Origin of the sequence: Nocardioides sp., from assembly GCF_036493135.1 — a bacterium.
In the GTDB taxonomy this organism is placed as follows: domain Bacteria; phylum Actinomycetota; class Actinomycetes; order Propionibacteriales; family Nocardioidaceae; genus Nocardioides.
This window is the reverse complement of the sequence record NZ_DASXQG010000046.1, coordinates 28,731-42,496: the sequence shown is the minus strand read 5'-3', so window position 1 is coordinate 42,496 and position 13,766 is coordinate 28,731. Positions and strand designations below refer to the sequence as shown.

The 13,766-nt window shown below is 67.7% G+C and carries 13 protein-coding genes; 6 read left to right on the top strand and 7 right to left on the bottom strand.

Features of this window, described 5'->3' with window-relative positions:
* Nucleotides 1–66 precede the first annotated feature (66 nt).
* The 3 genes from VGJ24_RS07610 to VGJ24_RS07600 form a co-directional block, all read right to left on the bottom strand.
* On the bottom strand, nt 67–3,024 hold the full coding sequence (locus tag VGJ24_RS07610; RefSeq protein ID WP_331499919.1) for an alkaline phosphatase family protein: 2,958 nt from the start codon (nt 3,022–3,024) through the stop codon (nt 67–69).
* 124 nt (nt 3,025–3,148) lie between these two features.
* The gene (locus VGJ24_RS07605) at nt 3,149–4,075 is read right to left on the bottom strand and encodes an HAD family hydrolase (protein ID WP_331499918.1); all 927 of its coding nucleotides are present in this window, start codon (nt 4,073–4,075) and stop codon (nt 3,149–3,151) included.
* A gap of 26 nt (nt 4,076–4,101) precedes the next feature.
* Nucleotides 4,102–5,067: a formylglycine-generating enzyme family protein gene (locus VGJ24_RS07600; protein ID WP_331499917.1), complete on the bottom strand. Its 966-nt coding sequence runs from the start codon at nt 5,065–5,067 to the stop codon at nt 4,102–4,104.
* 264 nt (nt 5,068–5,331) lie between these two features.
* Between VGJ24_RS07600 and VGJ24_RS07595 the strand changes: the two genes are divergently transcribed.
* From VGJ24_RS07595 to VGJ24_RS07585, 3 genes are all read left to right on the top strand, one after another.
* Entirely contained in the window at nt 5,332–5,802 is a 471-nt protein-coding gene (locus VGJ24_RS07595) for a hypothetical protein (RefSeq protein WP_331499916.1), read from the top strand.
* Nucleotides 5,803–5,885: 83 nt separating this feature from the next.
* Nucleotides 5,886–6,110, top strand: coding sequence for a hypothetical protein (locus VGJ24_RS07590; protein ID WP_331499915.1), 225 nt, complete (start codon nt 5,886–5,888; stop codon nt 6,108–6,110).
* Between the two features lie 469 nt (nt 6,111–6,579).
* Nucleotides 6,580–6,915, top strand: coding sequence for a carboxymuconolactone decarboxylase family protein (locus tag VGJ24_RS07585; protein ID WP_331499914.1), 336 nt, complete (start codon nt 6,580–6,582; stop codon nt 6,913–6,915).
* 70 nt (nt 6,916–6,985) lie between these two features.
* Here VGJ24_RS07585 and VGJ24_RS07580 read toward each other — a convergent pair whose 3' ends face one another.
* The 3 genes from VGJ24_RS07580 to VGJ24_RS07570 all read right to left on the bottom strand — a co-directional run bounded on the left by VGJ24_RS07580 (nt 6,986) and on the right by VGJ24_RS07570 (nt 9,137).
* Nucleotides 6,986–7,243: a hypothetical protein gene (locus VGJ24_RS07580; protein ID WP_331499913.1), complete on the bottom strand. Its 258-nt coding sequence runs from the start codon at nt 7,241–7,243 to the stop codon at nt 6,986–6,988.
* A 392-nt stretch (nt 7,244–7,635) separates the two neighbouring features.
* Complete coding sequence (locus VGJ24_RS07575) at nt 7,636–8,463, bottom strand: amidohydrolase family protein (protein WP_331499912.1); 828 nt, start codon at nt 8,461–8,463, stop codon at nt 7,636–7,638.
* 59 nt (nt 8,464–8,522) lie between these two features.
* On the bottom strand, nt 8,523–9,137 hold the full coding sequence (locus VGJ24_RS07570) for an XRE family transcriptional regulator (protein ID WP_331499911.1): 615 nt from the start codon (nt 9,135–9,137) through the stop codon (nt 8,523–8,525).
* Between the two features lie 335 nt (nt 9,138–9,472).
* Between VGJ24_RS07570 and VGJ24_RS07565 the strand changes: the two genes are divergently transcribed.
* The 3 genes from VGJ24_RS07565 (at nt 9,473) to VGJ24_RS07555 (ending at nt 13,121) form a co-directional block, all read left to right on the top strand.
* Entirely contained in the window at nt 9,473–10,510 is a 1,038-nt protein-coding gene (locus VGJ24_RS07565; RefSeq protein WP_331499910.1) for a sensor histidine kinase, read from the top strand.
* Between the two features lie 2 nt (nt 10,511–10,512).
* Nucleotides 10,513–11,172, top strand: coding sequence for a response regulator transcription factor (locus VGJ24_RS07560; RefSeq protein ID WP_331499909.1), 660 nt, complete (start codon nt 10,513–10,515; stop codon nt 11,170–11,172).
* Between the two features lie 527 nt (nt 11,173–11,699).
* The gene (locus tag VGJ24_RS07555) at nt 11,700–13,121 is read left to right on the top strand and encodes a helix-turn-helix domain-containing protein (protein ID WP_331499907.1); all 1,422 of its coding nucleotides are present in this window, start codon (nt 11,700–11,702) and stop codon (nt 13,119–13,121) included.
* Between the two features lie 129 nt (nt 13,122–13,250).
* Here the strand turns inward: VGJ24_RS07555 and VGJ24_RS07550 are convergent, their stop codons facing one another.
* Complete coding sequence (locus tag VGJ24_RS07550) at nt 13,251–13,736, bottom strand: MSMEG_0572/Sll0783 family nitrogen starvation response protein (protein WP_331499906.1); 486 nt, start codon at nt 13,734–13,736, stop codon at nt 13,251–13,253.
* Nucleotides 13,737–13,766: the final 30 nt, after the last annotated feature.

Below are 13,766 nucleotides of genomic sequence, written 5' to 3'. Positions count from 1 at the left end.
GAATGTGTGGGTACGGGAGGTTGACGAGCCGGCGCGGTGGTTCCTGACAGCGTGCTGGACGCGCGCTCAGCCGTGCACCACCACCTGCCCGCCGCCGAGTGGGAGCGGCTCAGCGGGCGTGCCGACTCGGTGGTAGAGCGTCCCGTCGGACGTGTAGAAGCTCAACGCGAACGTGTCGGACCGCGGGACGTCGGTGACGTCGAGCCGGAATCTGTCGCCGGTCGACCTCGTCACCACGTGGCCCACGGGATCCAGCACGATCACCTCGCAGGTGCCGGCGATCGTCGCGCGGTTGCCACTGATGGCGAGCCCGCCTCCCTGCCAGCCCGTGGACCGGACGACGTACAGCTTGTCGTCGGCGCCGGCGAATGCGTACGCCACCACGCCGGAGGGTGAGCCGTCCTTCCGCGGCCTCGCCTCCAGCCCGAACGTGGCGCGGTCGTCGGACGCGGGATCGTGGACCCATCCCGCGCCGGTGACGAAAGTGCCGGCCCTCGGCGCGTAGACGGTGACCGGGACGACGTCGGAGGCCGGAGCCTCGAAGTCGCCCGCGGACGGATCTGTCCGCACGACGACGCTCCACGTTCCGAGTGCGCGCGACCCGATGTCCACGCTGGCGTCGCCGCCGGCGGTCGGTGAGGCGGCGTACGTCGCATCCGGGACGTCCGTGGAGTTGCCGGGCGCGTACACGTCGAACAGGACGGCGGCCCTGGTCAGATCGCCCGCTGAACCGTCTGGATCCTGGTGCACGTGCGCCCGCAGGACGACGTCCGCCGTCGACGCGGTGGCGGACCCGGTCGAGAACAGCAGGTCGCCGGTGTAGCCGACCTGCGCACTCTCGCGCCGCACGTCGATGTGCAGCGGAGTCTCGGTCACCAGCTCGCCGTCCGACACGCGCACGACGGCGTCGTACGCACCGGCCGGCGCCTGGTCGACACCCCCCACCTGCCAGCCGTTCGCAGTCTGCGACACGGCGAGCCCGGCCGGCAGGCCGTTCGCGTCCACGGTGACGTCGTCGCCGTCCGGGTCCGACGTCGTGACCTCGATCGGGGTCAGGGCGTCGCTGTAGACGACGGTGGCGGACGCGGCGGCGAGGCCGATCGTCGGAGCGCTGTCGCTGACCGCGACCGATGTCTCGGACGTCGTGGCGTCGAGACCGTCAGAGGCCGTCGCCCGGACCGTGATCAGGTCGCCCCGGTCGCCGTTGCCCGCGACCGAGAGGTCGAGTGTCGGCCCGGACTCGGCGAGCCGGGTCGACCCGTTGAACCACGCGTAGCTGAGTTGCAGATGGTCGGCGTCGGCGCGGCCGGGGTCGGTGACGTCGCGGTCCGGGTCACCGGTCATGGCGGAGGCCGTGAGGGTGTCGCCGGTCCTCGGATCCCCGGGAGTGACCGTGGGCTCGCCGATCGACGGCGGTCGGTTGACGTTGCCGGTGTAGTGGTTGAGGAGAAGGGTGTCGTCGCGCCGCTGCGTGAAGTCGAACATGTTCCGCAGCAAGCCCGCCTCGGCGTCGAAGGACGCGTTGCCGAGCCGCGGCAGGCCCCAGTTGTCCTCGATGAACCTCAGGATCGACGTCTGGTCGATCAGCGTGTGGTCGACGTGGTTCTCCTTCGCGTACGGCGACACCACCAGGAACGGCAGTCGCTCGCCGTACCCGCACCGCATCTCGAACACGTTGGGGTCGTCGACCGGCAGGTGCTGTCCTGGCGGCGCCATGCACATCAGCGTCGTCGGGTCGCCGCCGGCCGGGCTCACGCCGTACACCGTGTCGAGGGTGGCGTTGTGCGAGTGGTGGACGTTCGGCGGGAACTGGTGGTCGTACCACCCGTCGGAGTCGTCCCAGGCGAGCACCACGGCGGTCGAGGACCACTGCGGCAGTTGTTGGATCCGGTTGAGCGTCTCGACCAGGAAGTCCTGCTCGTCGAGCGGGTTGGAGTTCTTCGGCCCCGGGTGGCCGTCCTGGAACCCCGGCGCCTTCAGGAAGCTGACGGCCGGCAGATCACCCGCTTGCCCCGCGGTCCAGAAGTCCCCGAGGTCGTACTGGTGGTCGGCCTGGTCGTCGTGGCCGATCGCCGCTTCCGAGGACGGCGGCAGGTGGTGGGGGTTCGCGGTCGAGGCGAAGTACTGGAAGGGGTCGTGGTGTGCCTCGTAGTCCGCGTCGGCGATGCCGGCCAGGTTCGGGCTCATGCTGTCGCAGACGGCGGTGGGCTCGTCCACGGGATTGGCGCGCGCGAACCCACCCTGGAACCAGCCCCAGCTGACGCCGGCCCCGGTGAGCAGGTCGCCGACGTTGGTGCCGCTCAGTTCCACATGGGTGGGAGCGTCGGCGCAGTCGTCGTACTGCGGATCGGGATCGCCGTACACGACCCCCTCGGTCACGTTCTTGTCGTTGTCCGGGGAAGCCCCGGACGTGCGTCCGGCAACCAGGTTGAGGGCACCCGGCGTCGATGGCCCGTACGTCGTGCCGAAGGCGTTGTCGTTGAGCGCGAAGTGCTGCGCGTAGTTCCACAACGCGGTGACCGTGTTGCCGTCGAAGTAGCCCATCGTCTGCGGGGACGGCACGGCACGCGGCAGGTCCTTGCACGTGGAGTTGTCGGTCTGCTGGACGAAGCGATCCATCCGTCCTTGGTTCGCGGCCCGCTGCTCCGCCTTGTAGTCGTGGTTCTGGCTGCAGGTCACGAACTGCGTGCGGTCGAGCCGGAACGGCTTGCTCTGGTTGGGGTTGGTGGCGCGGAGGTCGCGGTTGCCGTTGAGGGAGGTGGGCAGCAGGTTGTTGACGGGCGGCGTGCCCAAGCGCGCATGGAATGGTGGGTCACCGTCTGGGTTGGCCGCCTCGGGGTAGGTGCCGAAGTAGTGGTCGAACGACGCGTTCTCCTGGTAGATCACGACAAGGTGCTGGATCGGTGTCGTCGTCGCGACGTCGGCGTCGGTCGTGACGGATGCGGCCGCGTCGGTCGTCGCGAGTGGGGCGGCCAGGGTGGCCGTGCAGACCGCGAGTGCGGCCGTGGTGGCGAAGGTGCGCATGAGAACCTCCCAGGTCCCGGGGACCTCGCTCCCGTAGGGGTCCCGCTACTGGGTCGGATGGCACAGACGGGGTCACGGTTCGCAAGATCGGCAAGCGATGCATGCCGGCGGACCGACGGTGTCGTCAGAACACCCGGGCCCAGTCGTTCTTGATGCTGACCACGGTCCAGCCGGCGTCGGCCGCGCGATCGAGCGCTCGTTCCGCGCCTGCGACGTAGTCGAACTCGCGCTCGGGGTCGTCGTGCAGCACCAGGAGCCGCAGGGACGGCTTGTCCTGGTGCTGGGTGAAGTCGAGCATCTCGATGTCGCCGTTGGAGTTGCCGGCAGCCAGCACCGGACGTCGTCCCGTACGGGTCCAGATGCGCACCGGCTTCTCGGGGCCGTCGTCCATGTAGTCGGCGGCCAGCTGACGGGTGATGGCCCCTCCCTGTTCGTCGGGGGTGTACGCGAGTGCAACGGCGCTTCCGATCACGCCCTCCCGGGGGATGCCGTAGACCTCCTGGCTGATCGGTCTCATGAAGTCGCGACCGCCGCCGGAGGCGATGTACGTCGCGAAGCCGTTCGCCCGCAGGTGGGCGAGGAGCTCGACCATGGGTGCGTATGCGCATGCCAGGTAGGGGCGGTCCAGCGTCGGGTGGCGATTGTTGTGCAGGAAGGCGTCGGAATCTGCCTCGAACTGGTCGACCGTCATGTTCGCGAACGCCGCCACGATGCCGGCTCCCAGCGTCTTCACGTTGGTGTCGTCTCCCGCGTAGTGCTCCTCCACGAGACGTGTCAGCCAGGCGAAGTCGCGCTCGTGGGCGGCCTTCCACGGTTGCCGGTCGCGCAGCGTCGGGTCACCCTCGGCCATCTCGGCGAGGCGACGCAGGACGAAGTCGAGCTGGATCGGCATCGGCTTCTCGCACCACAGCGTGCCGTCGTTGTCGAAGACCCCGACCCGTTCCTCGACCGGCACCCAGCCGGGGGAACCCTCGGCGCAGGTCTGCTCCACGTAACCGAGGATGGCGTCCTTGGCGGCACCCTCCTGCCAGGTCGACAACGGGTCGCTCATCGCTCGGTCCATTCCCTTCTAGGGCGTCACCCTCGGCTGATGCAGCGGAACCCGAGGTGGGACGTCGAGGTGTCGATGGGCTGTGCCATCCGGGCCGCGGGCCGGTACCGCCGGCAGTAGTTCGGCGCACACAGGTGCGAACCGCCCTTCATCACCTTGCGCGGGATCTCGATGCCCGAGACGGCCGGGTCGTGACTGCCGTCGCGCTTGCCCCCACGAGGGTTCTCGATGCTGCAGCAGGCGTGTGCGGCCGGTTCGTGAGCGCCGTACCAGTCGCTGGTCCACTCCCAGACGTTGCCCGTCATCTCGAACAGGCCGAAGCCGTTGGGTGGGTACGACCCGACGGGTGCGGTGCCCTTGTGGCCGTCCTCGCCGGTGTTGTGGAGCGGGAACTCGCCCTGCCAGGTGTTCGCCATCCATCGGCCTCCGGGCGTGAGCTCGTCGCCCCAGGCGTACGTCGCGCCGGCGAGGCCTCCGCGGGCGGCGTACTCCCACTCGGCCTCGGTCGGCAGCTCCTTGCCGGCCCACTCGGCGTAGGCCGCCACGTCCTCCCAGGCGACCTGGACCACGGGATGGTCCGGCAGCCGCTTCACCGAGCTCCCAGGTCCCTGCGGTTGGCGCCAGCTGGCTCCGGGCACGTAGGCCCACCAGTTGTAGGCATTGTCCAGCGAGACCGGACGTGTCGGCTGCTGGAAGACGACGGACGCGGCGACCAGCAGCTCCGGGGCAGCCCCCGGGTAGTCGGCCGGGTCCGGTGGCCGCTCGGCGGACGTCACGTACCGGGTCTTCTTCACGAACCGGGAGAACTGCGCATTGGTCACCGTGTGCTCGTCCATCCAGAAGCCGTCCACGCTCACCTGACGTGTGGGCGCCTCTTCCGGGTAGTGATCGTTCGAGCCCATCTGGAAGGTGCCGCCCGGGATCCAGATCATGTCCTGATGGGGCGCTGCGCCTTCGGTCGGCCGTTCGGTCCGCGCATCGAGCGCCGCCATGACCACCTCCTCCGACCGGCTTCGACGACAGCCACGTCGATGCTGGACCACCCGCCGAACGCGGGCATCACCCGCGACGGGTGAGCGCCACGGCGAAACCCAAAAAGTCGATGACGTTCTTACAAGGCATACTTGTGTAAAAGAACTTGGGCGGCTGGCCCGCGGACCGGAGGGAGACCATGAGCAACACGGTGCGGTGTGCACCACTCACAAGCGACCGGCTCATCCCTTCGGGCCGCGCTGAGCAGATGGAGGAACATCACGATGTCTGATACCGCCGAGGCCACAGTGCTGGCGGTGTTCGTCTTGGCCACCAGTATCTGGATCGGTGGCTATGTTGCGATAGCCGTGGTCGCCAGAGTCGCTTCTGCGGCTCTGGATCCGGGTCGCCGGGTCGAGTTCTTCCGTTCCCTCGGTCGCTCCTACTTCAGGCTCGGTTTTCCGGCCCTGGTGGTGGCCTTGGTTACGGGTGGTTTCCTGGCTCGCGACGTGCAATCGGAAGGGATGCTCGTCACGACGAGCGTGGTGGCGGCCTTGCTGCTGTTCACCTTCGCGGTTGCGGTGGTTCAGGCCCGGCGGATGACTGTGCTGCGACGTCGCCTGCTCGAGTCACCTGACGACGAGAAGTTGAGCGAGCACGTGCGGCGCGGCGGCCGAGTCGCCGGCAGTCTGCGTGCCCTTCTCGGCCTGCTCACTGTTGCGCTGGTGGTGCTCGGCGCCTTCCTCGCCACCTGACCATCACCCAATGGGGCATGGCCCGGCCACAGGAGTGCTCATCGTTTCCCACCCATCACTGAATCACGGAGAGGAGTGCCCTGATGTCGATCGTGAGCCTGTCAGCTGCACTGACACGTGAGCATCGCGAAATCGACAACGGCATCGAGGCGTTCGTCGCCAAGCTTGAGCAGCACAACAGCAAGGAAGAGCCGATCATCTACCCCCGTGCTGACAGCGCCCTCACCGAGGAGGCGTCTGTCGAACTGGCCGCGTTCTTGCGCTCGGGCAACCTCCCGGACGGCTGGGTCTGCGCAACGGCCCAGTAGCCGAGAGCAGCTCGGCCAAGGGACATGATCGGTGCGCGCGGGGGCGGCAGCAGGAAGTTCTGGCGGCGCGCAGCGTGACGGGGGACGTCGAGCTCAGATCGTGTGCAGCGCGCGGCGAAAGCCGTCGGACTTCGTCCGCGGCGATACCACGACGTAGTGGTGTACGAGCGCTTGTTGCTGGAGGTCGGCACTCCACCATGCGAAGGCTCGCCGGGAGCGACCCTGTCAAGAGATCAGCCCAGCCTGGCAGCATGGGGCCGAGGCCTTGAGCCTGCACCGGCCCGGACTGCATTCGTCGCAGAAGCGCGGTCGGGCCTTCGACCCAGCGAGCACACCAGTGGTCGAGGCAGCACCACGCCCTCGACGAGATCCGCTGTCGTCTCGGGAGAGATCGTCATGCCGTCATCTCCCGATGCGACGCTCGGAACCGCGCTGAGGAGACACCAGCGAAGAGACGGAGATGAAGCAGATGGCTGAGCAGATCTACCACCCGACGACCCCCGAGGAGCACGCGCGCCGCAAGGAGCTCGCCCCCAGGATCCACGACGCGTTCACAGCTTTCAGCAAAGCCGTCTTCGCCGACGCGGCGCTCGACGAAAGAACCAAGCAGCTGATCGCGGTGGCCGTCGCGCACACGACGCAGTGCCCCTACTGCATCGATGGCCACACGAAGCTCGCCCTCCGCAAGGGCGCGAAGCCCGAGGAGGTCATGGAGGCCATCTGGGTAGCCGCCGAGATGCGGGCGGGCGGCGCCTATGCCCACTCGACACTGGCGATGGCCGCCATTGCGCACGAGCGGAAGTGATGTAGCTCTTGTGCGCCACACCCCCCGGTGAAGCTAGGTCCACGCCCCGCCCGGACAGAGAATCCCGGTGTCACTGCTGGAGACATGCCGCCGAGTCGCGACGGTGCGTCCGCTCAGGCCGGTGCCCGGCCGCCCGCTCTGCCGTCATCACGACATCGGTCGCGAGGCTGAAGATCCGCTCGACGCGAGCTGGATTCGTCCAGCGATGACGTTCGACGAAAGCCATCCAGTGATCTGGGGGAATCAGGTTGGCTTTGGAGTATTCGAGCTCGTGCCAGGTAATCGCCAACTCCAAGAACTCCAGCAGCGCATCTTGGTCACTCTCCAATGTTCTCAGCCTGGCGTGGTGCCACTCCGTGGCGGCGTCGAAGGAACAGGTATCCCGACACCCAGGTTTGCGCACCTGGAGCTCTCGGGCGACGGGCTCGAGAATCGGGACCAAGGAAGCTGCCTTGACAGGCTTGACAACTGACACGTTCGCCCTCCCTCTGAGCGGCGTCGGCGAGCCCTTCGGCCGACTTGCCATGAGCGTAGGCAGACTCCACGAGAGGGGAAATGGCGTACGACGGCAGCCCTGCAGGGTGTCGCCTTGCCGGTCCTAGGCAAGCTGGTCACGCTGCTGCTGGAGCCGTGTGTGTCACAGATCCGACTCCGAGCCCACGCGGCTTGTGCGGGACAGGGCCCGGGTGCGCGCGGGGGGCACCGTCGAAGCGCGTCAGGTCAGCCGTAGAGGGCCGCGAAGTTGTCGCGCAGGACCATCCGGCCGAGCTCGCCGTCACCGGCGGCGGCTTGGAGGCGTGCGAGCTCGCCGGTGTGATCGCCCCAAGGCTCGTCGCTCGCGAAGAGCAGTCGGTCGTGGCCGACCCCACGCCGTTCGATCTCCTGGACCAGCCAACGGGGGGCAAAGCCGACCGCCCAACTGGTGTCGGTGTAGACCTGCTTGCCCGCCTCGATCCAGTCGAAGAGCCGGCTCCCGATGAGTTTGATGTGTGCGCTCACCCCACCTCCGAGGTGGACCAGGTGGATCTTGACGTCGCCTGCGTAGCGATCGACGAGCAAGCCGATCTGGTCGATGTCGGAAGCGCCTCCGGATGAGGTGTGCACGTGTACGACGAGTCCATGCGTGCGTGCGGTGTCGAAGATCTGGTCCAGCTGGGGGGTGCACGCCGGGTCATCGACCTGCCCGCCGAGCAGGAAACTGGTCTTGAGGACCTTCACGCCCTTCTCGCCGACGTGGGCGAGGGCACCTGCATTGAGCTCTGCATCCTGGGGCCTGGGGGACACCCACAAGCCACAGCTGACTCTGTCGTCGGTCGCGGCGGCCTCCAGCGCAAGCTCGTTGAAGGAGAACGACACGGAGGCGTCGGGGACTCCGTAGTTCGGCATCACCAGGGCTCGCTCAGTGCCTTCGGCATCGAGGTCGGCGAGGAAGTCCTTGACCGTGCCACGAGCCGAGCTGTCGGGGTGGACCGGCGGGCCACCGTAGAAGGGGAAGGCCGGGAGGAGGCCGATGTGACGGTGGGCGTCGTTGACATGTGTGGAGGCCATGTCCCCGACTATACTACAGGTTCATACTCTATAGTAAACGGCGAGTTTCCTCGGGCTGCTCAGGAGTCGCGTAGGGCGATCCAGACGGCGCGTGCCTTCGATTTGCCCTCGTTGACCCAGTGATGGGGCTGGTCCCCCATGAAGTGGAGCGCGTCCCCCTTCCTGACCTCGTGTCGTGTGCCGGCGATGTCGAAGACCAGCTTGCCCTCGAGTGCGAAGACCAGCTCCTCTCCTGCGTGGAGCAATGGCTTGTCTCCACTGTTCGCGCCCGGATCGACAGTGGCGAGTGCCACCGCGCTGCGGAAGGGGGCATAGGGCCCGGAGATGCCGGCGAGTGTCAGTCCCGCATGGGGGGTGAACAGGGCGGGGCGCTGCGACGCCGGGGTGAACGCGACCGGTTCGGGCCGGTCGCCCGCCCCCTCGACGAAGTAGGTCACCGGGCGATCGAGCGCCCTGGCGACCTTCAGCAAGGTGGTGATCGTCGGCACCATGTCGTTTCGCTCGATCTTGTGGATCGCCGCAGCCGACACCTCCGCCTTGACCGCGAGCTGCTGCAGCGAGAGCCGCTGCTCTTGGCGAAGCTCTTTCACCTTCGGGCCGATGGAGCTGACGATCTCCTCGATGTGCTCCTCCTTGGGGAGCGAGGTCGAAGGGGTGGCCTTGGTATTCGTCATGTCATGTCCTCTAACCCTTGACGCCTGGGGCATGCAATATGGTAAACGAAAGACAAGCATGGTGGGTGATTTTTGGGTGGCCGCGTATGAGCGGAGGGCGCGCAAGATCGTAGTCGTCGGTGGCGAAGCAGCCGGCATGGGCACGGCGGGTCGGGGCTGCCGATCGGCTTGATGTGCGCGCTGACCGGACGTCTGCGCGAGTTCCGGGCCGATGGCGTCGCCCTCACTCCGCGCGCATTTCGCTTCGGGAGGTCATGTCGATCATCTGCCGTGTCCGCGACACGGCTACGGGCGACGTCTATCGCCGCGTCAACATCTGATGCAAGGTTGCGGTCATGACCACGGCGCGGACGACGGACCTCGAGGGCAGGCAACCGCGACCAGCCAGCCATCGCGAGTTCGCGCGCACCCGTCGGTCGTCGTTGTATGTGCGGGTCGTGGTGGTGAATGCTGCGATTCTGCTGGTGGGCCTGTTGCTGCTGTTGTGGAGTCCAGTCACGGTTTCAGCCCCGGTCTCGGTGCGACAGGCCATCGTTCTCGTCGCCGCAGCAATGGTTCTGGGAGCCGCCGACGCCGCGTTGCTCAAGTTCAGCTTCACCGGGCTGGTGGCACTGGTGAATCGGATGGAGACGTTGGATCTGCTGCGGCCCCGGGACCGGTTGCCGGAGATGGGCGGCGCTGAGACGCGCGCGCTGATCGGCGGCTTCAACACCATGCTTGATCGACTCGAGGCCGAGCGGCGGGCGAGCACCCGCCGTAGCGTCGCGACGCTCGAGGGCGAGCGCGAGCGCATCAGCCGAGAGCTGCACGACGAGATCGGGCAGCGAATGACGGGCATACTGCTGCATCTGGGCCCCATCCACGACGAGGTGCCCGAGACGGCACGCCCCCGCATTGTCGCGGTCCAAGACGAGGCCCGTGCGGTGATAGACGAGATCGGGGCATTGGCATGGCGGATGCGCCCGGCGATCCTCGACCACCTCGGTCTGGTCAGCGCCTTGACGGCGCTCACCGAATCCCTCGGCGGCCACGGGCCGGCGCGAATCGAGACCATGCTGCCACCCCGATTGCCCCCTATGGGCCACGAGGCGGAACTGGCCATCTACCGCATCGCCCAGGAGGCTCTTACCAATGCGGTGCGCCACTCCGGTGCGACCACCATTACCGTCCGGATGCAATCCGACGAGACCGAGCTCGTGTTACAGATCGCCGATGATGGAGACGCGCTCCCCGACGCCGGCGCTGATGGCCCCGGGTTGCGCGGCATGCGTGAACGTGCGCTGCTGATCGGAGGCCTGCTGAACATAGAGGCGAATCCAGGCCGTGGACTGCGGGTCGCACTCACGGTCCCCACCGGCCACCTCGGCGGGTGAGCGTGCCGGCACCGTCACCGATCCGCATCCTCGTCGCCGACGACTTCGCCGTCGTGCGCGAAGGGGTCAAGGCGCTGCTGGAAAGACAAGCCGACCTGCACGTGACCGTCTTCGCAGTCGATGGCATGGACGCGGTAGAGAAGGCCACCACGGCCGACGTGGACCTCGTGATTCTGGACATCGCGATGCCCAAGCTCACAGGCCTGCAGGCAGTGCGCGAGATCGCGCGCCGCCGTCCGGACCTACCGATCCTGTTGTTGTCGATGCACGCCGACGAGCAGTACTTCTTCCAAGCCGTGGCCGCGGGCGCGTCCGGCTACGTGCTCAAGCAGCAGGCCGACCGCGACATCATCGCAGCCTGCCGTGCCGTGCTACGCGGCGAACCGTTCATCTACCCCCCGGCACTCGGCGCGCTGATGCGGCGCTACCTCGAGCAGCTCAAGCGGGGCGACCAGCCCGGGCGCGGTCCGCTGACCCAGCGCGAGAACGAGGTGGTCAAGCTGATCGCGGAAGGCCACAACACGCACGAGATCGCCGATCTGCTCACGATCAGCGCCAAGACCGTGGAGCGGCACCGCGCGAACATCCTCGGCAAGCTCGGCATGCGCGACCGGGTCGGGGTGACCCGCTACGCGATCCGCAGCGGGCTCATCGAGCCCTAGGAGACGCGGGTGCACACGGCACCCGCCCCGGCCTGCCGCCAAGGAAAATGGGGTCCAGCACGGATAGACCAACGCCCCCGCTGACCGGATGCTCGACCCATGTCACTCGGTCAATCACCCATTCTGGAATCTGCGGACACCGACCCCGGGGACATGACCCACCCTTCCCCCGAACCGCCGCCCTCGGTGCCCGACCTGATGGCAGAACTCACCAGGATCAGGGCCGCCATCCGCCGAAGCCGCAGGCCGGTCTCACCCGGAGGCGATGAGGTCACCGCAGACGCCCTTTTCAGGCTCTACGCGCGCGAGCGCGCAGTCGTCCGCCGCTTGCGCTGCCGGCACCGCCAGTGGCGAGCGGAGACCGGCATCTCGGACGCGACGCCGGCGATCGACAGGGCGGGCACTTCTGAGGCCGACGTGAGCGACCAAGACGCGAGGCCGGCGCGTCGCGTGCCTCGACCTGGGTGTGGCTACCCCAAGGCTTCGCCTTGACTGCCGGCGGGAGATCAGAGAGGACCTCCCCATCCGTGACCGTCCTTCCGGACGTCGCGGCGCAGGAGGCGGTCCAGTTGCTGGACCGGCACGTGGTCACGTCCCTTCCCGTCGTGAACACAGAGGGGCGACCGGTGGGGATCATCGGCGACGCCGATCTGATCGGACCGGTCGCCCGCGGGGAACACGGCGTGATCAAGAAGAGGCATTCGAGGAACGCCGCCGGCGCGGGGGTGCGGTCCGACCCGGCGGCTGCGGGGGAGGGGTGGTTGGTTCGGGTCGTGGAGCTTGCGAGTCGGGACGCCGGTGGTGTGTCGGGTGAGTACTTGGGGGAGTACCTGCCGATGCTCGCCGCGGCCGCCACCTGTGGGCAGTCCCCCTCGGGAGCTCAGATCAGGGCCGTGCGGAACCAAGGTCACCGCGCGGCACAACAGGGTGTGTCGGTCGGTCAGGGAGTCGACCTCTACCTCTCGGCGGCGCGACGGGTTTGGAGCGAACTCCCCGCAGTCATCCGCCGGCGGAACAACACCGCAGTGCGTGCTGCTGCGGCGGCGGTGTTGCGTGTCGTGGACGATGCGGTGGCGTCCTTCGCGGAGGGACACGCCGAGGCTGGTCGGGAGATGATCCGGCGTGAGGAGACACTGCGGCGGGATCTGATCGAGGACCTGCTGCGTGGCGATGCACATCTGAGCGAGCTCGTGGAACGAGCTGAGCCGTTCGGCCTTGACCTGACCCGTGCCCATCAGGTGGCGCTTGCCCAACCGGGACAGCGGATCCCGTCGATCGCGGCCGCGACCAGTGCCTTGGAGCGGGTGGTGCTGGATCGGTTCGGTGATCGAGACGTGCTGGTGGCGACCAAGGAGGGCTTGGTCGTGGTGCTGGCCCTGGCGGTTGCACCAGGCGCACCGACCAGCTCGCGGAGCTCAGGGACCGACGGAGATCTCGGAAAGATCCTCCACGGGGAGCTGAGTCGTCTGCGGCGAGGCTCACCGTGGCGGGTGGCGGTGGGACGGGCCCACCCCGGGGCCTACGGGATCGCCCGCTCATATGAGGAGGCCCGCGAGGCCCTGACCATGGCGAGCCGGATGAATCTGGACCGGCCGATCGTGGAGACCCGGGATCTCTTGACCTATCGCGTGCTGTCGCGAGACCAGCCGGCGCTGGTCGAGCTGGTGTACTCGGTCCTGAATCCTCTGGGCGAGGCTCGTGGGGGTGCCGCGCCGCTGGTGCAGACCCTGGCGACCTACTTCGAGTGCGGGTGCGTCGCGACGGCGGCGGCGAACACTCTCCACCTCTCGGTCCGGGCCGTGACGTACCGACTGGAACGGATCAAGTCTCTGACCGGGTTCGACCCACTGGACCCGGCGCACCGGTACACGCTCCAAACAGCCGTCCTCGGGGCCAGAGTGCTGGGGTGGCCCGAGCGGCCTTTGCCGGATCCGGCTGATTGGCCCTGACCGGCGCCTCCGGGCGGGTCGGTCACGACGAGGGCGGACAGGCAACTGGTGTTCGACGCCCCGGTCTGCTCCGACGCTCTCTGCGGTGGGGCTCCCGCAAAGAGCGTCGGAGGCAGGCGAAGGGATCGGTCACATGGTCCAGGTGTTCAGCACCAGGGCCCGTTCCTTCCATGCCGTGATGGCAGCGTCGAGGATGTCCTTCGGATTGATCGGCTTGACGCCTTCCATCATGTCGATCTCGCGCATGCCGTAGAGGGCGGCTGCAGAGAACCGGCACGCGTAGGCGTGCCCACCCTCGTCCATGTACCGCTGCAACAGGTTGTTGTAGTTCATGTTGCCGGGGAAGCCCTCGTCGCCCACCTTGGGGTAGCCGCGGCTCGCAGCTGCCGCCAGCGACCCCGGACCGAACATCACGAAGTGGGTCTCGAACCCCTTACGCAGAATCCGGGTCGCAGTCAGCAGGTTGACCAGCGAGGCCGAGCTCTCGAACGGCACGCAGTGGTAGAAGACGAACGCCTTCTGACCCGGCTCCGCCTGATGGTCCGGAAAGACCTTGTCCTCGTAGTCGACGATGGCGTCGCCTGCACTGACCCGTTCACCGACGATGTCGGCCATGTGGTGCTCCTCTCTGAGGTGTTACGCGGT